The organism is Janthinobacterium sp. CG3, assembly GCF_000344615.1.
In the GTDB taxonomy this organism is placed as follows: Bacteria; Pseudomonadota; Gammaproteobacteria; order Burkholderiales; family Burkholderiaceae_D; genus Janthinobacterium.
Genome location: NZ_KB467824.1, coordinates 2727333 through 2749287, shown reverse-complemented (window position 1 = coordinate 2749287; position 21955 = coordinate 2727333). Strand labels below are relative to the sequence as shown.

Sequence of the window (21955 nt, the reverse complement as noted above, 5' to 3'; positions counted from 1 at the left end):
CCCCGCATGGATGGCGCGTATGCGTATATTTGTGCGCGCGCAACCCGGGGTCATTGATCGGTACGCCATCTCCATGCTGGCTGCCGGCGGTGACTGAACGGCATGGCAGCGAAAGCCGGCTTTTTTGCCGCCGGCTCGCCGAAAATATCGCGCTCCAGCGAGCCGGGGCAGGAGCCGAGGCCGCAAATCGGCCTGTGGTGTGGCCGGTGTTGCAGCTGCAGCAAAAAGTGTCGATTTCACGTAACATATTTGTAACGTAATGCATAAATTTCGTGACATGATGTGATGTGACTGAAAGGGTAGGCAGCAGAATCGGGCCGCTTGTCAAGCTGACATGACACTGGAGATTCCACAATGGTCCGTTCACTCTGCCGCGGCGACCGAGCGACATCATGGCGTGGCGCGCGCCTGGTCGCGCACACGCTGGCGCTGTGGCTGTGCCAGGCGGCGGCGCTGGCCGCTCCCGCCATGGCCGACCTGAGCGCGGCCCAGCGCGCCTGGGTGGCGCGGCAGGCGCCGGTGCGCTACGCGCCGGAGCGCGACTACGGCCCCTTCGTCTATCTCGACGGCGACAACGTGGTGCGCGGCCTGTCGGTGGACGTCCTCGCCCTCATCGGCGAGAAAACCGGCCTGCGCTTCGTCGCCGCCGAGGCGCTGCCGCTGGAGGTCAACCTGGACAAGGCGAAGCGCGGCGCGGTCGACATGCTGACCTCGCTGCGTCCGACCCCCGAGCGCGCCGCCTTCCTCGGCTTCACCAGCGCCTACGTGGCCATTCCGGCCGCCTTGATCCGCCGCGGCGACCAGCCGGCCGGGCTGGCGCTGCGCGACATGCGGGGGCGCAGGGTGGCGCTCGGCAAGGGCTACGCGGTCGAACATTTCGTCCGCGCCCGCTATCCGCAGGTGCAATGGCTGGCGCTGGCCAGCGACGACGCGGCGCTGGCCGCGCTGGTAGCCGGCCAGGTCGACGGCGTCGTCGCCGACGTCGCCAGCCTGCAATTTCTGGCGCAGCGGCGCGGCTGGAGCCAACTGGTGGTGGCCGGCCACGTCGGCTTCGACTATCCGCTCAGCTTCGCCTACCGCAAGGACTTGCCGATGCTGGGCGAAGTGTTGCAGCAGGGCTTGCGCAGCATCTCCGCCGCCGAGCGTCGCCACTTGCTGGCGCGCTGGCTGGCGCCGGCGCTGCGCGGCACCTGGCAGAACCGGCCCACCTGGCCGATGTGGGCGGTGGCCGCCTTGTTGCTGGTCGGCGCCGGCCTGGCGCTGTGGCGCGCGCGCCGCGGCGCCGCCGGCGCGCACGGGGCGGCCAATTGAAGCCGCGGGCCATGACGCCGGTGCGCCGCACCCTGCTGACGCTGGCGCAGTTCAGCGCGCTGTATTTCCTGCTGGCGCTGGCGGCCATCGCCCTGTCCCGCCATCCCGGCAACATCGCCACGCTGTGGTTCGCCAACGCGCTCGGCGTCGCCTATCTGCTGACCCAGCCGCGCGCGCTGGCGCCGGCGCTGCTGTTGTGCGCCGCCGGCGCCAACCTGCTGGTCAACCTGCTGTACGGCGACGCGTGGGCGCTGGCGATCACCTTCCTGCCGGCGAACATGCTGGAGATGGCCATCGGCGCCTACCTGGTGCAGCGCGCCGGCGTCGCGCGTGGCTTCGACGACAGCCCCGCCAACCTGCTGCGCTTCGTCGCGCTGGCCTGTTGCGTGCCGCCGCTGGTCGGCGCCACGCTGGGCGCGGCGGTCATTTCGACGCAGGGCTTTGCCAGCTTCGCCACCGTTTGGCCGGCCTGGTACGCCGGCGACACCGCCGGCACCGTCGCCACCTTGCCGTTGGCGCTGCTGGTGCTGCGCGGCGGCGCCGCCGCCTTCGTGCGCCAGGTCGACTGGCTGCGCGTGGCGTCGCTGGCCTGCCTGTCCGCCGCCGTCAGCGTGTTTTCCCTGCTGTACCTGCCGTTCCCGTTCATCTACGTGATGGTGCCGCTGGTGCTGGCCGCCGTCGCCACCGGCTTCGCCGGCGTCAGCGTGCTGGTGTCGCTGTCGCTGCTGGCGACGGCGGGCTTGCTGGCCAGCGGCTACTTCGCGACCCCGCCCGCCACCGCCAGCTGGCAGGTGCTGCTGGTGTACCTGCCGATCCTGCTGACGCTGGTGCCGCCGCTGCTGCTGGCGGCAAGCATGAACCAGGCCCGGCTGCGCGAGCTGGTGCGCCAGGGCTTCGAGCTGGCGCTGGAGCGTAGCAACGCCGAATTGCAAACCATCATCGACCAGATGCCGTCGATGATCGCCTACTGGGACGCCGACCTGCGCAACCAGTTCAGCAACCGGCCCTACCTCGACCATTACGGCGGCACGCCGGCGCAGATGCGCGGCAAGCACGTGCGCGAGGTGATCGGCGAGGAAAAATTCCGCCACGACCAAGCGTCGTTCGACGCCGTGCTGCGCGGCGAGGCCACGATGTTCGAGCGCAGCAGCGTCGGCGCCGACGGCGCGCCGCGCCACACGCTGGTGTCGTGCGTACCGGACCTGCGCCACGGCAGCGTGGTCGGCTTCTACTCCTTCGTCACGGACGTGACGCCGCTGCGGCGCGCGCGCGCGGCCGAGGCCGCCGCGCAGACGCAATTGCAGGGGGTGCTGGACGCGGCCGGCGAGTTCGCCATCGTCGCCACCGACCTCAAAGGCGTGATCCGCCTCTTCAGCGTCGGCGCCCAGCGCATGCTCGGCTACGGCGCCGACGAGATGGTCGGCCGCCAGAGCCTGGCCATGCTGCACGTCGAGCGCGAACTCGCGGCGCGCGCGGCCGAATTGAGCGAGCAGCTGGGCCGCCAGGTGCGCGGCGTCGAGGTGTTGGTGGCGCTGCCGCGCCAGGGGCCGGCCGAGTCGCGCGAATGGACCTATGTGTGCAAGGACGGCGCGCTGCTGCCGGTCAACCTGGTGGTCAGCGCGATGGTCGACGCCGAGGGCAGGAGCAGCGGCTTCCTCGGCGTGGCCAAGGACATCACCGGACCGAAGCAGCTGCAGGCGTCGCTGCAGGCGGCCAAGGAGCTGGCCGAGGCGGCCAGCCGCGCCAAGAGCGAGTTCGTGGCCAACATGAGCCACGAGATCCGCACGCCGCTGAACGCGGTGCTGGGCATGGCGCACCTGCTGGGCGCGACCGCCCTGGAGCCGGCCCAGCGCAAATACCTCGACATGATCCGCGTCTCGGGCCAGTCGCTGCTGGCGATCCTCAACGACATCCTGGATTTCTCCAAGGTCGAGGCGGGCCGCATGGAGCTGGCCGCCAGCCCCTTCCTGCTGGGCGACGTGCTCAGCGCGCTGGCCACCATCATGGCCGTCAACGCCGGCGAGAAGGAGCTCGAACTGGCCATCGGCGTCGAGCCGGACGTGCCGCAACAACTGGTCGGCGACGCGCTGCGGCTGCAACAGGTGTTGATCAACCTGACCGGCAACGCCATCAAATTCACCGAGGAGGGCGAGGTGTCGGTGCTGGTCGAGCAGGTGCGGCGCGACGGCGACACGGCGCTGCTGCGCTTTCGGGTGCGCGACAGCGGCATCGGCATGGACGCCGAACAGCAGCAGCGGCTGTTTTCGGCCTTTTCCCAGGCCGACGCGTCGATGACGCGGCGCTTCGGCGGTACCGGCCTGGGCCTGGCGATCTGCCGCCGCCTGGTCGAGCTGATGGGCGGCGCCATCGAGGTGCGCAGCGCGCTTGGCGCCGGCAGCGAGTTTTGCGTCACGCTGCCGCTGGCGGTGCGCCGCGCCGACCCGGCGCAGGCCGCCGGGCCGCGCTTGGGCGGGCAGCCGGGCGCCCGGCGCCTGCTGGTGGTCGACGACAACCAGACCAGCCGCGAGTACCTGTGCAAAACCATCCGCGCCTGGCAGTGGCAGGCCGACGGCGCCGCCTCCGGCGCGCAGGCGCTCGACTGCCTGCTGGCGCAGCACGCGGCCGGGGTGCGCTACGACGCCGTGCTGGCCGACTGGCAAATGCCCGGCATGGACGGGCTGGCGACGATGCGGGCGATGCGCGAGCGGCTGCCGCGGCCGGCGGTGCCGGTGATCGTCATGGTCAGCGCCTTCGGCCGCGGCAAGCTGATGCAGGACGCCGCCGCCGCCGAGGCCGACGCCGTGCTGCTCAAGCCGGTGACGGCGTCGAGCCTGCTCGACACCTTGCACGAGGCGCTGGCGCGCCGCAGTGGCGGCCTTGGCGCGGACGTCGACGCCGTTCTGCTGGCGCCGGCGCCGGCGGAGGACGCGGCCGAGGCGGCGTATCCGCGCCTGGACGGCGTGCGCCTGCTGCTGGTCGAAGACAATATGCTGAACCAGCTGCTGGCGCGCACCATACTCGAGCAGGCCGGCGCCGTCGTCGACACGGTGGACGACGGCGCCAAGGCGGTCGAGCGGCTGCGCGGCGCGGCGGCCGACTACGCGCTGGTGCTGATGGATGTGCAAATGCCGGTGATGGACGGCTTCGCCGCGACGCGGCTGATCCGCGGCGAGCTGGGCCTGGGGCTGCCGGTTCTGGCGATGACGGCCGGCGTCATGCTCGAGGAGCGCGAACGCTGCCTGGCGTGCGGCATGAGCGACTTCATCGCCAAGCCGCTCGACGTGCGGCCAATGCTGGAAACCATCGCGCGCCACTACCGCCCGCAGGCCGGCAATCCGTAAACCGAGGGCCTAACCCCGGGGGCAGAGCTAAAGCCGCGACCCCGGCTCTTCGCCGTTGCTTGGCGCCCGCCAATTCAAGCTTAAAACCCCTCCAGCACGATTTTGCCGCGCGCCTTGTTGCTCTCGATGACGGCGTGGGCGCGCTTCAGGTTGGCCGCGTCGATCTTGCCGAAGCGCTCGGCCAGGGTCGACTTGAGCACGCCGGCGTCGACCAGCCGCGCCACCTCGTCGAGCAGTTCGTGCTGCTTGTGCATGTCGGCGGTCTGGAACAGCGAGCGCGTAAACATCAACTCCCAATGCAGCGAGATGCTCTTCCTCTTGAGCAGGCTGACGTCGAGTTCGGCCGGATCGTCGATCAAACCCAGCTTGCCCTGCGGCGCGATCAACTCGACGATCTGGGCGAAGTGCGCGTCGCTGTGGGTCAGGCTGGCCACGTAGTCGACCGGCGGCAGGCCGAGCCGGGCGATTTCCTCGCTCAGCGGCTTACCGTGGTCGATTACGTGGTGCGCGCCCAGCCGGCGCACCCAGTCGGCCGTCTCGGGGCGCGAGGCGGTGCCGATCACGGTCAGGCCGGTCAGCTGGCGCGCCAGTTGCACCAGGATCGAGCCGACCCCGCCGGCGGCGCCGACCACCAGCAGCGACTTGCCCTGGGCGTCGGCGCCGCGGCCCACCTGCAGCCGTTCGAACAGCAATTCCCACGCCGTGATGGCGGTCAGCGGCAGCGCCGCGGCGGCGCCGAAGTCCAGGCTGGCCGGCATGTGGCCGACGATGCGCTCGTCGACCAGGTGCAATTCGCTGTTGCTGCCGGGGCGGGCGATCGAGCCGGCGTACCAGACCCGGTCGCCCGGCCGGAACAGCGTCACGTCCGGGCCGACGGCCTTGACGACGCCGGCCGCGTCCCAGCCCAGCACCTGCGGCGCGCCGGGCGCCGGCTCGGCTCTTTTGCGCATCTTCGCGTCGACCGGGTTGACCGAGACCGCCTTGACCTCGACCAGCAGGTCGCGGCCGCCGGCGCGCGGCGCCGGCAGTTCCAGGTCGAGCAGGGCGTCGGCGTGGGTGATGGGCAGGGAAGTGCGGTAAGCAACGGCTTTCATGATGGTTTCCTTGTTGGTGGGGCGGCGGTGCGGTCCCGATAGGCGTATCATCATTTGTTTGGCCGCAAAGAAAAAGCCGCGCGGCACCGAAACACTTTCAAAGGAATCAGGAAAATTGCTGCGTCTGGATGATTTGCAGGTCTTTGTGCGCACGGCCGACCGCGGCAGCCTGTCGGCGGCCGGGCGCGAACTCGACATCTCGCCGGCGCTGGCCAGCGCCGCCGTCAAGCGCCTCGAACTGGCGCTGGGACTGCGCCTGTTCGCGCGCACCACCCGCTCACTGCGGCTAACCGAGGAGGGCGAGCACTACCTGGTCCACGCGCGCGAGGCGCTGCGCCTGCTCAAGGAGGGCCACGACGCGCTGATCCAGGGCAAGGACACGTTCAGCGGCACGCTGAAAATCTCGGTGCCGTCCGACCTCGGCCGCAACGTCATGCTGGGCTGGCTGGACGCGTTCCAGCTGCACTATCCGGCGCTGCAATACCAGCTCAGCGTCAGCGACCGGATCGCCGATATGTACCGGCAGCCGGTCGACATCGCGCTGCGTTACGGCAGGCAGGACGACTCCAGCCTGATCGCCATGCCGATCGCCCCGGCCAACCGGCGCGTGCTGGTGGCCGCGCCGGCCTACCTGGCGCAACACGGCGCGCCGGCCGCGCTGGAAGAGCTGCACCGCCACAACTGCCTGCGCTATGTGCTCGACGACGTCGTCTACGACCGCTGGAGCTTCCAGCGCGGGCCGGCGCAGGAGCCGATCAGCGTGGCCGTCGGCGGCAACCGCACCGCCGACGACGCCGACGTGGTGCGGCGCTGGGCCGTGGCGGGCCTGGGCATCGCCTACAAATCGCGCATCGACGTCAGCGAGGATATCCGCTGCGGCCGCCTGCAAGTGTTGTTGCCGGACTTGGCGTGGGAGCCGGTGCCGCTGCATCTGGTGTGCATGCACCGCGCGCAGGTGACGCCGGTGGTGATCCAGTTGCGCGACTTCCTGCGGGCCGCGTGCGCCGCGCAGTTATAGCGCGGCCAAGACCATCAAAGCAAGACCGGCATACAGCGCAGGGCATCGCCCAAAGCGGAGAGATCAAACGCGGCGCGATGGCATGCGCGCCGCCTGGCGGCAGTCGGTAGTGCGTCCGGGGGGAAGCTGTGGAGGCAAGCCGGGGATACAAGCTGGGGATACTAGCTGTGGCGGCAAGTTGCGCAGCAGGGCCGCACCTGCCAGCCCGGCTGTGCCCGGCGCGTGAGGCAATGAGGGGTCGATCCTGGGGATCGGTGCTTCGCGCGCCCGGAACGGCCGGGCATCAATGCGCTTTTGACAGGATCAACAGCCAGCGGCGCATCAGCAGCACTTCAACGTAGCCCGGCTCGATGCCGGTGCCGCACTCGATGACAGGATTGACAGCATAGTAGCGCTTGCGGAAGTCACGGCAAACGAGCATTTCACGTTTGCCCATGCGGACCAGGAAGGAATTAGGGGCGTATTCCAAACCGAACCGTGAGCCGAAACCGCTATTCAATGTTGTCATGACAATCCTTTGAAGGGAGATGCGTTGAACGAGACATCACTGTAGCATAAGTACTGTATAAAAGCACAGGTACTGTACGAATAAACAGTACTTTTTTAGATCTGTGGCGTTTTAACAATAACTCGCGCGCCGGCCATCTGGGGTATGCTGGCGGCCCCCGAACCGAAGGATTGCCATGACCTCGAGCGCCGCGTCCAAGCTGAAAAAATTCCTGGCCGCGCGCCTGACGCCGGACGGCGAGTTCGGTTTGTACCTGACGGTCGGCGTCGCGCTGCTGCTGGCGGCGGCCTGGATTTTCGGCGGCATCGCCGACGCCGTGTTCGGCGCCGCGCGGATCGGCGTGCTCGACGTGCGCATCTCGCAATGGTTCAACCGCCACGCCATCGGCTGGGTCACGCGGGTGATGGTCGTCGTCACCCATTTGCACAGCGTGGCCGGGATCGTCGTGCTGACGGCGCTGCTGGCGCTGTATTTCCACCGGCAAAAGGCGCGTTTCTGGCTGCTGACCTTGCTCGTCGCCATGCCGGGCGTCATGGTTCTGAATGTGCTGCTAAAGTATACCTATCTGCGGGCGCGCCCGAGTTTCGAGGAGCCGGTGTTCGATCTGGCCTTGAGCAGCTACAGTTTTCCCAGCGGCCACACGGCCACCGCCACCTTGCTGTACGCGCTGCTCGGCGCCTATCTGGTGTGCCGCACGCCGAAGTGGGGCGCGCGCCTGGCCATCGTGCTGGCCGCCGCGCTGATGGCGGCGCTGGTCGGCTTGAGCCGCGTCTACCTGGGCGCCCACTATCCCAGCGACGTGCTGGCGGCGATGGCCGAAAGCTGCGGCTGGCTGGCCGTCTGCATCACCGCCTGTTCGCATTTGCGGCGCCGTTTGGAGGCCGCCAACAAGTAACAAGTAACAAGCTAGGAGTTCGATCTGAGTGTGATTCCCATTGTCGTCATCATCAACGCCGGCGCCGGTTGCGGCTACGCCGCCGACTGGACCGAACAGCTCGACGCCAAATTTCGTGCCAACGGTTTCGAGGCCGCCATCACGCTGGCCGAAAGCGGCGCGGACATGATCGCAACGGCGCAGGCCGCCGTCGCCGCCGGCGCGGCCATGGTGGTGGCCGGCGGCGGCGACGGCACCATCAACGCGGTCGCCTCGGCGCTGGTCGACAGCGGCGTGGCGTTTGGCGTGCTGCCGCTGGGCACGCTGAACCACTTCGCCAAGGATTTGCGCATTCCGCTGCCGCTCGACGAGGCCATCGCCAACCTGGCGCAGGGCGCGGCGGCGCTGGTGGACGTGGGCGAGGTCAACGGCCGCGTGTTCCTCAACAATTCCAGCCTCGGCCTGTACCCCGACATCGTGCGCGACCGCGAAAAGCAGCAGCGCCGGCTGGGCCGCGGCAAGTGGCTGGCGTTTGCCTGGGCCGCGCTGGCGGCGCTGCGGCGCTACCCCTTCCTGAGTGTGCGCCTGAGCGTGAACGGCCAGCGGCACGCGCGCAGCACGCCCTTTGTTTTCATCGGCAACAACGAATACGTGATGCAGGGCTTCAACATCGGCGAGCGCGCGCGCCTCGACGCCGGCCAGCTCAGCCTGTACGTGGCGCAGCGCCCCGGCCGCCTGGGTCTGGTGCGGCTGGCCTTCCACGCCTTGTCCGGGCGACTCGCCGAGCAGAAGGATGTCGACGTCTTGCTGGCCACCGAAATGGACATCGAGACGCGCCACAAGCGGCTGCGCGTGGCCACCGACGGCGAAGTGACCGTGATGGCCACGCCGCTGCGCTATCGGATACGCCGCGGCGCGCTGCGGGTACTGGTGCCGCGGCCCGCCGGCGCGGCCGGCGACCCGGCCGCCAACAGCGCCGGCCCTTTTCTTTCCGCCACAGGGAGTGAATAACGATGCGCACCCTCATCCATTTATCGGATTTGCATTTCGGCCGCGTCGACGAGGCCCTGATCGCGCCGCTCAAGGCGCTCATCGAGCGCCTCGAACCGGACGTGGTGGTGGTCTCGGGCGACTTGACCCAGCGCGCCCACAGCCACGAGTTCCGCGCCGCCCGGGCCTTCCTCGACAGCCTGCCGGGGCCGCAGATCGTGGTGCCGGGCAACCACGACGTGCCACTCTACAACGTGGTGGCGCGCTTCCTGACGCCGCTGCGCAAATACCGGTTGCACGTCACCGACGACCTCGACCCGGAATACGTCGACGAGGAAATCGCCGTGCTGGGCATTAACACGGCGCGTTCGCTGACGTTCAAGGACGGCCGCGTCAACCATGAGCAGATCGATCAATTGCGGGCGCGGCTGGACCGCCTGGAGCCCGGCTTGACCAAGGTCATCGTCACGCACCACCCGTTCGACCTGCCGCCGCACTTCGACGAGGACAACCTGGTGGACCGGGCGCCGATGGCGATGGACATGTTCGCCGAATGCGGCGTCGACCTGTTGCTGGCCGGGCATATGCACGCCAGCCACGCCGGCAACACCGCCGAGCGCTACAAGATCGGCGGCTACGCGGCGCTGATGGTACAGGCCGGCACGGCGACGTCCACGCGCGGGCGCGGCGAAGCCAATTCCTTCAACGTGCTGCGGGTCGAGTCCGAGCACATCAAGGTGGAGCGCTACAGTTGGCAGGAGGGCGGCGACGCCTTCGTCAAAGTCAGCACCGAATCGTTCGACCGCGTCGGCGGGGTCTGGGCCAGCGCCCGGCCCTTGTAGCGGAGGGGGGGGGCGCCCGTTACAGCCAATAGTTCATGAAGCGCGCGGCCCATTCCTTCATGCGCTCGGCCAGCGGGCGCGCCGCCCAGCTTTCCTGGGTGATTTCGACCGAGTCGCGCAAGTCCTCCAGGAAGGCGTTTTCCATTTCGCGCCCGAAACTGTCGCCCAGCACCACCACGTTCAGTTCGCTGTTGTGCATAAAGCTGCGCATGTCGATGTTGGTCGAGCCGACCGTCGACCAGGCGCCGTCGATGACGGCGGTCTTGGCGTGCAGCACCGCCAGTTGCAAATGGTGGATGCGCACGCCGCAGCCGAGCAACTGGTCGTACAGCGCGTGGCCGGCGTGGAACACCAGGCCGCTGTCGGAGACGCCCGGCAGCACCACCTTGACGTCGACGCCGCGCCCGGCCGCGCCGCACAGCGCCGCCACGGTTTGTTGGTCCGGCACGAAGTAGGCCGAGGTGATGTGGATGCTGCGCCTGGCTTGCTGGATCGCCAGGATGTAGGCCTTGTAGATTTCAAAGCCGCCGCCGGGCTCGCTGGCAATAACGCGCACCAGGCGCTCGCCGACTTCGGGCAGCAGCGGGAAATAGTCGGCCTCGGGCAGGTCGGCCGCGTCCTGCCCGGTCCAGGCCTTGATGAAGAGCCACTGGAACGTCGCCACCGCCGGACCCTGCACCTTGACGTGGGTGTCGCGCCAGCCGACCTGCGACTGCTCGGTCGGCTTCGACTTGGAGCGGAACAGCGAACTCTTGGCGTAGGTGTCGCTGATGTTGATGCCGCCGGTGAAGGCGGTCTTGCCGTCGACGATCAGCACTTTGCGGTGGTCGCGGTTGTTGATCTTCCAGGCATCGCCGCGCAGCTTGGTCGGATTCACCGGATTGAAGGCCACCAGGCGGATGCCGGCGGCGCGCATGCGCTCGAAGAAGGTTTGCGGCACGCCCAGCGTGCCGACGCTGTCGTAGATGATGTTGACGGTGACGCCGGCGCGTTGTTTCTCGATCAGGGCGTCGGCGAACCTCAGGCCCAGCGCGTCCTGGTCGAAGATGTAGGTTTCCAGGTTGATATTGTTCTTGGCCGCGTTGATGGCCTTGAGCATTTCGGCCATCGTCTGCGGGCCGTCGAACAGCAGCGTCACCTGGTTGCCCTTGACCAGCGGCACGCCGGTGGCGGCCTCCTCCAGCGCCGCCAGCGTCTGCAGGTCGGCGCCGGACTTGGCCCAGCGCTTGGCCAGCAGCGCGCGCGTGCTGTTGGCCGGCAGGGTGCCGCCCTTGCCGGTGGTGACGCTGGGCACGGCGGCCGGCTCCAGCGTGGCGCTCAGTTTGCTCACGTCCGGAAGCGCGGCGCAGGCTGCCAAGATCCAGCACAGCGTGAGCGGGGGCAGCCAGCGAATTGCGTTCCGGGGTGGCATCAGTGTCCTTTGGACGGTGTCCCTGCCGCGTCGTGCTCCGCGGCGGCGGCCGGCTCGTCTTTCGAGCCGATGAAAAAATCAATTGGCGCCAGCATGAAGCGCCATCCCAAAATCCGCAGCAAGGCCAGCCCGTGCTTGAAGCGCACCTGGCGCGAGCGCAGCGCCACCCACAGCGCCAGGCCGAAGCTGACCAGCAGGTTGACGGTGCCGATCGACAGGAAACCCAGGATCGACCGCAGCGCCAGTTCCCAACTCATATTGTGATCGAGTGCGACCAAGGCGGTGGCGAAATTCGTGGAAGAAAATGTAACGTGGCGGATATCCAACGGTAGGCCCAGCAGGAAGCCCAGCGTGCCGATGGTGCCGAGCAGGATGCCGAAGTAAAAATTACCCATCAGCCCGCCCAGATTGTTCTCCAGGTACAGGCCGAGGCGGCGCAGGCGTTCCTGGCCGATCAGCCGGCCCAGGCCGCGCAGCTGGGCGATGCGCTGCGACCAGCGGGTGTACAGCGCCTGGTTGTCGTAATAACCCGAAATGAGGCCGGCGACGAACAGGCAGACCCCGGCGATCATCGCGTAGAACAGGGCCGGGCTGCCGATCGGGTCGATGTCGTGCAGCATGTGCATGGCCTTGTCCGGCGACACCAGGTGCTTGCCGGTCCAGGCCTTCCAGCCCAGCGCGATCAGGTAGGCGGTCGGGATCGCCGTCGCCAGGTTGCCCAGCACGGCCATGTTCTGGGTGCGGAAGACCTTGTTGATCAGCTCGGCCATGCTGTCGAGGTCGATGTTCTTGCCGTCCTTGCTGTGCAGGCCGGCGGCGATGCGCGAGGCCGTCATCGCCGGCTGCTTGGTGGCGACGGTGAAGTGCAGCAGGTGGATGAGCATGAAGCCGACCGAATAGTTCATGCTGAACAGGAAGGATTCGACCAGCGGCGCCGCGCGCAGCTTGCCAAACAGGATCTTGACGAGCGACATGACGCCGATGACCAGGCCGGCGCCGGCCGACGACAGGAACATGCCGGCCAGTTGCTTGCGGTTGTCGGCGACGTAGTGTTCGCCGGTGCGGCTGGCGTTTTCGGTGACGTTGCGCGCCAACAGGTTGATATTGTCGGCGAACAGGTCGCGCACCGTGTACTTGTTGTTGTTCGCCTCGATCAGCTCGAGCGCCAGCGCGACGGCGGCGGCGCGGCGCAGGCTGACGCTGGCCGCCGGCGCCGGCGTGGCGTCGCTGGCGATGGCCTCGAGGTCGACCGTGGGCGCGCTCGGCAGCTCGCCGCTGACGTCGACCAGGAAGAGCAGCTTGCGCATGCGGTCTATGCTTTGCGACAACGCCACCAGCAGGTAGGTCAGGGCGATGCTGGTGCCCTGGGTCAGCGCCTTCTTGCGGATCTTGACGATCACCTTGTCGCACTGGTCCAGCATCACCAGCAGGTGCTTGGCGTCCTCGATGCCGTCGGCGGCGCCGGCCAGCAGCGCGGCGTAGCCCTGCAAGTGGGCGTTGACTTCGACGTTCTGCATCATGAACGGCGACTCGAAGGTTTCAATTTCGGTATGGAATTTGGTCAGCTCGGGTTCGAGCCCGATCGCGCAGACCCGGTACGACAGCGTGCGGATCGCCTCTAGCATGCCGGGCAACATGATGTTGCCGGCGCCGTGGCCGTCGTGCTCCTCGTGCTCCTGGTGCTGCGCCTGCTGGTCGAACAACAGGTCGAACAGCTTGAGCCAGTCGGCGGCGGGCACCGCGCTAATCCACTGGTAATCGGTTTTCAGGTACAGCACCTGGTCGAGGGCGTCGCTGAGGTACTCGTCGCCCAGCGCCGGCGGCAGCACGCGGTAGGAGACGCGTTGTTTCAATTCGGAGAAGAAACCGTTGTTTGACAGCACCCCGATGTCGGTGTACAGGCTGGTGTGGCGGCGCTTGCCGAGCAGGCCGAGCGCGTAGCCGCGCAACGCCTCGGCGTGTACGGGATTGCCCTTGAGCAGTTGGCACAGGGTCCGCACGTTCGCGGTGGCCTGGTGCTGGTCGCCTGGGCGATGGGGACGCAAGGTGTCGACCAGTTCGACCAGCAGGTCGATGTTGTCGTGGTCGGCATCAATGCGTTCGATAATAGAGAGCATGCGGTGGGAACGGCGGGGCCGCAGTAAGCGAAAGACGTAGTGTAACGCCTGCGACCGCTTTCTTAATGTACGCCAGCATACATAAGAAAGGGCTACCACCGCGTCGGCGGCGGCGCCGTGCGCCTGGCCGACGGGTTTGCGTTTGCTCAAGGCCACGGCGCGCGCGGCAGCTTGATCGCCTGTTGTGTTGCGCGGCGCACGGAGTGCTTGCATTCAAACGTGGATAAGGTATACCTGAGTTATGGCGGAAAAATAGTGTTGCCAACCGGAAGGGCGGGTTGGCGGCGGCCTGGCCTGGCGTTCACCTAGAGATACATCATGAAGACTTCGTGTGTGGCGTTCGTCATGTTCAGCTTTTGCCTGCCGGGTTGGTCGGTCCGGGCGGCGGCGGGGCAGACGGCGGTTGACGTCTATGGTGTGCTCGACACCGGCGCCGTGGCGCAGCGCGGCTGCGGCGATTGCGCCGCCAACAAGGTCTCGGCCGGGGTGGCGTCCGGTTCGCGGCTGGGCATCCGCGGCCGCGAGGCGCTGGGCGAGCGGGTCGCGGCGGTGTTCACGCTGGAGGCGGGCGTGCTCAACGACAGCGGCGAATCGGACCAGGGCGGCAGGTTGTTCGGGCGCCAAGCCTACGTCGGGCTCGACAGCAGGCTCGGCGCGCTGACCCTGGGGCGCCAGTACAACCCGCAATACCTGAGCCTGACCGACGTGGCCGATCCGTTCCACGGCGGCATGGCCGGCAGCGCCGGCAATTTGATGGGCTACACCGTCAAGCGCTACGACAACACCGTCAAGTACGTCACGCCGCAGTCGCGCGGCCTGAGCGCCAGCGCCATCTACAGCTTCGGCGAGTCGCCCTATAGCAACGCCAGCAACCGCGCCTATGGCGCCATGCTGGGCTACGCCAAGGGCCCGGTGAACCTGAGCGTGTCGCACCAGCGCAAGAACAACATCATCGCCGGCAACGGCAACGGCGCCATGCAGTCGCTCGACACGTCGGCGCGCAACAGCCTGGTCGCCGCCAACTTCAACTTGCGCTACGCCACCGTGTTCGCCGGCTATGGCGTCAACAAGGGGCCGGGCAGTTCGCCGTGGGACCCGGCCAACCCCTACGGCACGCTGGCGCTGGCGGCCTCGTCGACGGACAGCCGCGACGTGCTGTTCGGCGTGGCGGCGCCGTTCGGCGGCGCCACCTTGCTCGCCTCGTACATCCGCAAGGACGACCGCGGCGTGGGCAACCGCGACGCCCGCCAAGTCGCCATCGGCGTGACCTATTCCTTGTCGCGGCGCACCGACCTGTACGGCGCCTACGCGCACATCAGGAACAGCAACGGCGCCGGCTACACGGTCGGCAACGCCAGCGACCCCGGCCACGGCAACGCCGCGTTCAACCTCGGCCTGCGCCACGCGTTTTAGGCCGCGGCCGCCAGCGCGGCGCCGGTCTATTTACCATCACGGCAAGATTGCCGCGCCATTCACGCCCGTCCCGACTCTGTGCTAAATTAGGGGGCTGCGCCGGCGCGCCCGGCGCACCGCTCACCTCAACGACAATCGCCAGGACCCAGAATGTATCTGACATATTTCAACAATAGTTGGACCGAAGGCAATACCCCGCTGTTCGGCGCGATGGACCACAGCGTCTGGCTGGGTTCGTCCGTGTTCGACGGCGCCCGTTCGCTGGGCGGGCGCATGCCCGACCTGCGCCTGCATCTGGAACGGGTGATCCGCTCGGCCGAGCGGGTCGGCCTGGCCTGCCCGTACAGCGTCGAGGACATGGAAAAACTGGTGCGCGAGGGCGTGGCCCAGTTTCCGCCCGAGGCCGAGCTGTACATCCGCCCGCTGGTGTTCGGCACCGACGGCCTGCTGATTCCACTGGCGGAAAAAAGCGGCTTCGCGCTGACGCTGTTCGACGCGCCGATGCCGCCGTTCACCGGCTTCTCGGCCTGCCTGTCGAGCTTGCTGCGTCCGGACGCGTCGATGGCGCCGACCGACGCCAAGGCGTCTTCGCTGTACGCCAACACCACCAGGGCGCTGCGCGAGGCGCAGCAGCGCGGCTTCGACAACGCCGTGGTGTGCGATAGCGCCGGCCAGGTGGCCGAATTCGCCACCGCCAACCTGTTCCTGGTGACGCCGCAGGGCAAGGTCGTCACGCCGGCGCCGAACGGCACTTTCCTGTCGGGCATTACGCGCGCCCGCGTCATCGCCTTGCTGGCGCTGGAGGGCGTCGTGGTGGAAGAGCGCACGGTGCTGCCGGCCGAACTCGACACCGCGGTTGAGATCTTCAACACCGGCAACTACGGCAAGGTCAGCCCTTGCGTGCGCTACCAGTCGCGCACGCTGGCGGTGGGACCGGTGGCCACGCTGGCGCGCGACCGCTATATGGCGTTCGCCGCCGGGTAGGCCCGCCGCATGGGGCGTAGGGCGCTAGCGCCGCGCCGTGGCCGGGCAGGTCTCGGCCAGCCACTGGCCGGTGCTGTTGACCGTCACGCGCTCGGGCGCGCCGCGGGCGCTGGTGGTCACTTGCATCGTCATCGTGAAGCCGCGTTCGCCGACGAAGCGCAGCTGGCCTTCGCCGCTGGACGGCGGGCTGGCGCAGGTGAACGCCATGTTCATGCCGCCGGCGACGGCGACGTTGCTCGATGTGCAGTCGCCCGGTTGGCCGGTGGGGATTTGTTTGCGCGCCGCCATCTCGGGCGTGATGCAGGTGCTCACGCCGATGCCGCCGTCGGCGCCGATGCTCGGCATGGTCATGCCGTTGTTGGCCGCCATTTGCTCCATCGCCTTGCGCTGCTCGGGCGGCAAATTGCCCAGATGCTGCAGCAGCATGCCCATGGCCATGTCGGTCTCCGCTTGCGCCGACGTCAGTTTGCTGTTGATTTGCCACAGGCCGGGCTTGATGGTGTCGGCCGCGCTGGCGGCGGAGCCGAAAAGGGCGAGCGCCAGCGTTGCCGCTGTCAATACATTGCGTTTCATATCAACTCCAGAATGCTTTAGCTGCCCAAGGATAAAACAAATCGCGTCGAGGGGCCGTTCGGCTTGGCGCGCCGCCGCGCCACCCGGCGTATTTCCCACCATATTTCTCCCTATATTTTCCCTATTTTTTTGACAGGAAGCTGATTTGAAACCCATCACCGCCATCTTGTTAAGCGCCGGCATCTTGTCGCCGGCCTTCGTGTTCGCCGCCGCGCCGGCCGCTCCCGCCGCGACGCACCAAGCGGCCGCGCCGGCCGCCGCCGTCAAAGTCACCTCGGTCGAGGGCATCACCGAATACCGCCTCGGCAACGGCATGCGCGTGCTGCTGTTTCCCGACGCCAGCAAGCCTACGCTGACCACCAACATCATCTACCACGTCGGTTCGCGCCACGAGAGCTACGGCGAAACCGGGATGGCGCACCTGCTCGAGCATTTGCTGTTCAAGCCGACCGCCAATTTCGGCGTGAAGAAGGGTAGTAAGACCCCGGTGGAAATCCTCAACGGCACCGGCGCCCAGTTCAACGGCACCACCTGGTACGACCGCACCAACTACCACGCCACCTTCCCGGCCAACGAGGGCAACCTGCGCCAGTTGCTGGCGCTGGAGGCGGACCGCATGGTGAACGCGCCGATCGACCAGAACGAGCTGTGGAACCCGCGCACCAACAAGGGCGAGATGACGGTGGTGCGCAACGAGTTCGAAATGGGCGAAAGCGACCCGGTCGGCGTCACCACCGAACGTATCCAGGCGGTCGCCTACGATTGGCACAACTACGGCAAGTCGACCATCGGCGCGCGCTCCGACATCGAGCAGGTGAACATTGCGCGGCTGCGCGCGTTCTACAAGAAATACTACCAGCCCGACAACGCGGTGCTGATGGTGGCCGGCCGCTTCGACGAGGCCAAGGTGCTCAAGCAGGTCAACGAGCTGTTCGGCCGCATCCCCAAGCCAAGCCGCGTCATCGAACCGACCTACACGGCCGAACCGGCGCAGGACGGCGAGCGCGCCGTCACCGTGCGGCGCAGCGGCGGTAGCCAGTTCGTCGGCGCCGGCTACCACGTGGCGCCGTCCGGCCACCCGGACGCGGTGGCGCTGGCACTGCTGGCACGCATCCTGGTCGACGCGCCGAGCGGGCGCCTGCACAAGGCGCTGGTGGAAACCAAGCTGGCCTCCAGCCTGGACTACAGCTCCGTGAGCAACCTCGAACCGGGCTACCGCATCTTCGGCGCGGTGGTGCCGAAGGACGGCCAGCTCGACGCCGCCCAGGACGCCATGCTGAAGGTGCTGGAGGGTTTGAAGGACGCGCCGGTCAGCGAGGCCGAAGTGGCGCGCGCGCGCCAGCAGATCAACACCGGCATCGACCTGGCGCTGGCCGACACGGCCAGCCTGACGGTGGCGCTGACCGAATCGCTGGCCGCCGGCGACTGGCGCCTGTTCTTCCTGCAGCGCGACCAGGTCGCCAAGCTGGACGCGGCGGCGGTGCAGGCGGCGGCGGTGAAATACCTGAAGCCGTCCAACCGCACGCTGGGGCGCTTCCTGCCGACCGACGCGCCGGACCGCGCGCTGGTGCCGGTGAACGCCGACGTGGCGGCGCAGTTGAAGGACTACGCCGGCCGCGCCGTGGTGGCGCAGGGCGAGGCGTTCGACCCGAACCCGGGCAATATCGAGGCGCGCACCCAGCGCTTCACGCTGCCGGGCGGCTTGCGCGGCGCGCTGCTGCCGAAGACCACCAAGGGCGGCACCGTCAGCGTCGCGCTGCAACTGCGCATGGGCAGCGAGGCCAGCCTGCGCGGCAAGGCCGGCGCCGGCTCGTTCGCCGCCGACATGCTGATGCGCGGCACCGAGAAGCTGTCGCGCCAGGAGGTCAAGGACCGTTTCGACCAGCTCAACGCGCAGGTCGGCATCGACGGGCGCGCCGAGGGCGTCCGCGTGGCCGTCACCTGCACCCGCGCCAAGCTGCCGGAAGTGATGGCCTTGCTGGCCGAGGTGCTGAAAACGCCGCGCTTCGACGAGACCGAATTCCTCGAACTGCAGCGCGAGCAGGTCGGCCTGATCGAGCGCGACCTGCCGGAACCGCAGCCGCTGGCGAGCAACGCCTTCCGCCGCCTGGTCGACGCCACGCCGGAGGGCCACGTGCGCCACGTCGACACGCTGCCCCGGCAGCTGGCCGAGACCAAGGGCGTCGGCGTGGCCGAGGTGCGGGCCTTCCACGCCGCCTACTACGGCGCGGCCGACGCCACCTTCGCGGCGGTCGGCGACTTCGACCCGGTGGCGCTGAAGGCGCAGGTGGGCGAACTGTTCGGCACATGGAAAGCGGCCCAGCCGTATGTGCGGATACCGGCGCAGGTGAAGGACGTGGCGGGCCAGCAACTGACGCTGGAAACGCCGGACAAGGCCAACAGCGTGCTGTTTGCCGTGTTGCCGCTGCCGCTGAAGGACGACGCGGCGCTCTACCCGGCGCTGGTGATGGCCAACCACATGCTGGGCGGCGGCGCGCTGCGCAGCCGGCTGGCCGACCGCATCCGCCAGAAGGAAGGCCTGTCGTACGGCGTCGGCTCGCAGTTGAACGTGCCGGCGCGCGACCCGGCCGGCTTCTGGATGGCGTACGCCATCAGCGCGCCGCACAACACGGCGAAGGTGGAGGCGGCGCTGCGCGAGGAAGTCGAGAAGGTGCTCAGCGAAGGTTTCAACGAAGCCGAGCTGGCCGAGGCGAAAAAAGGCTGGGCGCAAGCGGAAGAGGTGGCGCGCACCGACGACGGCGCGCTGGCGAGCACGCTGGCGGCGTACCTGACGCTGGAGCGCACCATGGCCTACGACAAGGACCTGGAAGCGAAGGTTGCCGCGTTGACCGTGAAGCAGGTCAACGCGGCGCTGCGCCAATACATGAAAACGGCCAAGCTATCGGTGGTGCGCGCGGGCGACTTCGCCAAGGCCGGCAAGGACGCCGCCGGCAAGTAGGGCGCGGAGCTGGCATTCAGTTGGCGTGGCGTAGGTCGGATGAGCGGCACGCGTAATCCGACCATGTTGGCCTAAGCGAGACCCGCTGCTCCGGGCCAACCCGGTCGGGTGGCGCCGTTCCGGCTAACCCGACCTATGAAAAAAAACCGCGCGAACGAAAAAAACGCCGCCAGCCCGGATGCGAATCCGGCCTGGCGGCGTTTTGTCATGCGGCCGCAGTATTAGCGCGGCGCCATTTCAGCGACGTAGATTTCAACGCGGCGATTGCGGGCGCGGCTGGCGTTGTCGTCGTTCGAGGCGACCGGCTCGCGGGCGCCGCGGCCTTCCACCACAACCCGGGTCGGCGACACGCCGCGCTGGGCCAGATAGTCGCGGGTATGAGACGCGCGGTCCATCGACAAAGGCAGGTTGATCGAGTCGCTGCCGGTGCTGTCGGTATGGCCGACGATGCTCACGGTCGAGGCCGGGTTTTCGTTCAGCGTGGCGGCGAAGCGGTCCAGAATCGGGCGGAAGTTGGACTTGATGTCGGAGCGGTTGGTGTCGAACGACACGTCGCTAGGAATGTCCATTTTCAGGCGATTGTCGGCGGTCTGCGACACTTGCACGCCGGTGCCGCGGGTGGCCTGCTCCATCGTGCGGCGCTGGTTTTCCATTTTATTCGACCAGATGTTGCCGACGATGGCGCCGGCGGCGGCGCCGATCGCGCCGCCGGTGGCGGCGCGCTTGCCGCCGCCGCCGCCGGTGGACGCGCCGATCAGCGCGCCCAGGCCGGCGCCAACGCCGGCGCCGGTGGCGGTGCCTTGCTGGGTGGCCGACATGTCGGCGCAGCCGGAAACGGTCAGGGCCAGGGCGATGGCGGCGATCAGGGTTTTGCCGATTTTGCTGGTGTTCAGTTGTTTCATGGAATTGTCCTTGGGGGTGTTGGAAACGCTAGAACGGCGCCGCGCGCCATTGCGCGTGTCGCCGTCGAATATACGGGCGGGCCGCGGCCCGCCGGCCCAGTCTATAGGCCGCGCCCGCTAATGAGGCGCAGCAGCACCATGATAACCGCAACGACCAACAGGATATGGATGAAGCCACCGATGGTATAGGAAGTGACCAGGCCCAGCAGCCACAGGATGAGTAGAACGACGGCGATTGTATAGAGCATGATATTTCCTCAGAGTATTTGTGTGCTTTGATGGTGGCCGCGGTAGGCTTGTCCTGCCCATTCCAGCCTGCCACCGGCTTCCTATCCTATGCCCCGGCTGGCGCACTTGATATCGTGGAGCCATTGTGGGCTTCGGCGCGGCGCTTATCTGTTCGCTGGCGTACACAGCGATATATTTCTGCAATTATTCGGCGGGCGCGGGCGCGGCGGCCGTTTCCAGTCCGGGGATCCAGCCCATCAGCCCGGTCAGGCCGAGCACGCCGGCCAGGCAGCCGGCCATGCCGCCGGTGAGCAGCAACAGCGCCGCCAGCGCCGGCGCCGCCGGCGCGCCGTCGACGCCGGCCGGGGCCGGATCGAGCGCGCCAAAACCCGCCGCCGTGGCCAGTACGCCGCCGCCAATGATGCCGACCCAGATCAATTTGTTCATACGCGCCTTTTGTGGGAGTGGCCGTCATGGTTGTCGGGCCTTGCGGCGATTGTCGCGGTTGCCGCCGCGCTGATCTGTTCGTTGGCGCACATTATCAAAATGAAAACGCCCCGCGGCGGACCGCGGGGCGTTGTTGAAGGACCGGGGCGCCGCTTAGTCGTTCGAGCGGATCGCGCCGTCGACGATGCGGACCTGAGAGCCGGTGCTCCAGTTTGGTTGCGAGTTCTGGTGGATCACGCGGCTCTCGCCGTTTTCCATGCGCACCGTCACGTCATAGCTGGTGCTGGCCTTGACGTGGCCCTCGATCTGGTTGCCGGCGACCGCGCCGCCGATGGCGCCGGCGACGGTGGCGAGCTGGCGGCCGTGGCCGCCGCCAACCTGGTTGCCCAGCAAGCCGCCGAGCACGGCGCCGCCGGCCGCGCCGACGCCGCTGCCTTCGGCGCGGGTTTTAATTTCGCGCACCGACTCGATCACGCCGCAGTTGTTACACACGCTGCGCGCCGGGGCGGGGGCCGGGGCCGGCTGGTGGCGCACCGGCGCCGGGTGCGAGGTGTTGGCGGTGTTGGATGAGGTGCTGTGCTTGGTATGGCGGGCTTTATCCGCTTTTTCGTCCTTTTCTTCCTGCGCTTCCTTCTCGGCCAGCGCGGTCTGCGCGGCAATTTCCCGCTGGGCGTTGTTGCCGCCGATCGAAGACGGCAGCCAGCCCATGACGGCGGCGGTGCCGACGGCGCAGAACAGCACGACGGCGACGGCCGCGGCCATCATCATCGGATGCATCGGCGATTTGTGCGTGGTGTGGTTAGGTGTGTTCATGGTGTGTTCCCTTTTATTGGTTTTGTGAATGAGGTGCAGCATTGAAAATTGTTTGACGGAACCATTTTGCCTTTTTGCGTCGGGCGCTTCCGTGCGTCACCGTACATACATGGAAAATGTTTGCCGCTAC

Annotated in this window: 18 protein-coding genes; 9 read left to right on the top strand and 9 right to left on the bottom strand. The window is 67.7% G+C overall.

Annotation, left to right across the window (positions count from 1 at the left end):
• Positions 1–354: 354 nt before the first annotated feature.
• Together JANGC3_RS29165 and JANGC3_RS31520 are read left to right on the top strand one after the other, a co-directional pair.
• Positions 355–1311 (top strand): transporter substrate-binding domain-containing protein, encoded by a 957-nt coding sequence (locus JANGC3_RS29165; RefSeq protein ID WP_017876727.1) that lies wholly within the window; start codon positions 355–357, stop codon positions 1309–1311.
• 11 nt (positions 1312–1322) lie between these two features.
• Complete coding sequence (locus tag JANGC3_RS31520) at positions 1323–4652, top strand: response regulator (protein WP_157406581.1); 3330 nt, start codon at positions 1323–1325, stop codon at positions 4650–4652.
• A gap of 80 nt (positions 4653–4732) precedes the next feature.
• Here the strand turns inward: JANGC3_RS31520 and JANGC3_RS0111945 are convergent, their stop codons facing one another.
• Complete coding sequence (locus JANGC3_RS0111945) at positions 4733–5746, bottom strand: zinc-binding alcohol dehydrogenase family protein (RefSeq protein WP_026132882.1); 1014 nt, start codon at positions 5744–5746, stop codon at positions 4733–4735.
• Positions 5747–5861: 115 nt separating this feature from the next.
• On the opposite strand from JANGC3_RS0111945, the gene JANGC3_RS0111940 reads away from it, so the two are divergent.
• The gene (locus JANGC3_RS0111940) at positions 5862–6764 is read left to right on the top strand and encodes a LysR family transcriptional regulator (RefSeq protein WP_026132881.1); all 903 of its coding nucleotides are present in this window, start codon (positions 5862–5864) and stop codon (positions 6762–6764) included.
• A gap of 283 nt (positions 6765–7047) precedes the next feature.
• Here the strand turns inward: JANGC3_RS0111940 and JANGC3_RS0111935 are convergent, their stop codons facing one another.
• Positions 7048–7272 carry a hypothetical protein gene (locus JANGC3_RS0111935; RefSeq protein ID WP_026132880.1) on the bottom strand — a complete coding sequence of 75 codons (225 nt, stop codon included), beginning with the start codon at positions 7270–7272 and terminating at the stop codon, positions 7048–7050.
• A gap of 175 nt (positions 7273–7447) precedes the next feature.
• On the opposite strand from JANGC3_RS0111935, the gene JANGC3_RS0111930 reads away from it, so the two are divergent.
• The 3 genes from JANGC3_RS0111930 to JANGC3_RS0111920 are packed head-to-tail and all read left to right on the top strand — an operon-like array spanning position 7448 to position 9978.
• Positions 7448–8167: a phosphatase PAP2 family protein gene (locus JANGC3_RS0111930; RefSeq protein ID WP_017876723.1), complete on the top strand. Its 720-nt coding sequence runs from the start codon at positions 7448–7450 to the stop codon at positions 8165–8167.
• A gap of 30 nt (positions 8168–8197) precedes the next feature.
• On the top strand, positions 8198–9157 hold the full coding sequence (locus tag JANGC3_RS0111925) for a diacylglycerol/lipid kinase family protein (protein ID WP_017876722.1): 960 nt from the start codon (positions 8198–8200) through the stop codon (positions 9155–9157).
• Positions 9158–9159: 2 nt separating this feature from the next.
• The gene (locus JANGC3_RS0111920; RefSeq protein ID WP_017876721.1) at positions 9160–9978 is read left to right on the top strand and encodes a metallophosphoesterase family protein; all 819 of its coding nucleotides are present in this window, start codon (positions 9160–9162) and stop codon (positions 9976–9978) included.
• Positions 9979–9997: 19 nt separating this feature from the next.
• Here JANGC3_RS0111920 and cls read toward each other — a convergent pair whose 3' ends face one another.
• A complete protein-coding gene (cls, locus tag JANGC3_RS0111915; RefSeq protein WP_017876720.1) occupies positions 9998–11308 on the bottom strand; it encodes a cardiolipin synthase in 1311 nt (436 codons plus the stop codon).
• An 80-nt stretch (positions 11309–11388) separates the two neighbouring features.
• Positions 11389–13506, bottom strand: coding sequence for a site-specific recombinase (locus tag JANGC3_RS0111910; protein WP_017876719.1), 2118 nt, complete (start codon positions 13504–13506; stop codon positions 11389–11391).
• 318 nt (positions 13507–13824) lie between these two features.
• Here JANGC3_RS0111910 and JANGC3_RS0111905 point away from each other — a divergent pair, with 318 nt between their 5' ends.
• On the top strand, positions 13825–14919 hold the full coding sequence (locus JANGC3_RS0111905; protein WP_026132878.1) for a porin: 1095 nt from the start codon (positions 13825–13827) through the stop codon (positions 14917–14919).
• A gap of 150 nt (positions 14920–15069) precedes the next feature.
• Positions 15070–15903 carry a branched-chain amino acid aminotransferase gene (locus JANGC3_RS0111900; RefSeq protein ID WP_017876717.1) on the top strand — a complete coding sequence of 278 codons (834 nt, stop codon included), beginning with the start codon at positions 15070–15072 and terminating at the stop codon, positions 15901–15903.
• A gap of 24 nt (positions 15904–15927) precedes the next feature.
• On the opposite strand, the gene JANGC3_RS0111895 is transcribed toward JANGC3_RS0111900, so the two are convergent.
• Positions 15928–16476, bottom strand: a complete 549-nt coding sequence (locus tag JANGC3_RS0111895; RefSeq protein ID WP_017876716.1) for a DUF3617 domain-containing protein — start codon at positions 16474–16476, stop codon at positions 15928–15930.
• A 145-nt stretch (positions 16477–16621) separates the two neighbouring features.
• Here JANGC3_RS0111895 and JANGC3_RS0111890 point away from each other — a divergent pair, with 145 nt between their 5' ends.
• Positions 16622–19435, top strand: a complete 2814-nt coding sequence (locus JANGC3_RS0111890) for a M16 family metallopeptidase (protein WP_017876715.1) — start codon at positions 16622–16624, stop codon at positions 19433–19435.
• A 221-nt stretch (positions 19436–19656) separates the two neighbouring features.
• Here the strand turns inward: JANGC3_RS0111890 and JANGC3_RS0111880 are convergent, their stop codons facing one another.
• From JANGC3_RS0111880 to JANGC3_RS0111865, 4 genes are all read right to left on the bottom strand, one after another.
• Complete coding sequence (locus tag JANGC3_RS0111880; RefSeq protein ID WP_017876713.1) at positions 19657–20337, bottom strand: OmpA family protein; 681 nt, start codon at positions 20335–20337, stop codon at positions 19657–19659.
• Between the two features lie 101 nt (positions 20338–20438).
• Positions 20439–20585 (bottom strand): lmo0937 family membrane protein, encoded by a 147-nt coding sequence (locus JANGC3_RS32635; RefSeq protein WP_017876712.1) that lies wholly within the window; start codon positions 20583–20585, stop codon positions 20439–20441.
• 184 nt (positions 20586–20769) lie between these two features.
• Entirely contained in the window at positions 20770–21012 is a 243-nt protein-coding gene (locus tag JANGC3_RS0111870; RefSeq protein ID WP_017876711.1) for a hypothetical protein, read from the bottom strand.
• Between the two features lie 153 nt (positions 21013–21165).
• Positions 21166–21825: a glycine zipper 2TM domain-containing protein gene (locus tag JANGC3_RS0111865; protein WP_026132876.1), complete on the bottom strand. Its 660-nt coding sequence runs from the start codon at positions 21823–21825 to the stop codon at positions 21166–21168.
• Positions 21826–21955: the final 130 nt, after the last annotated feature.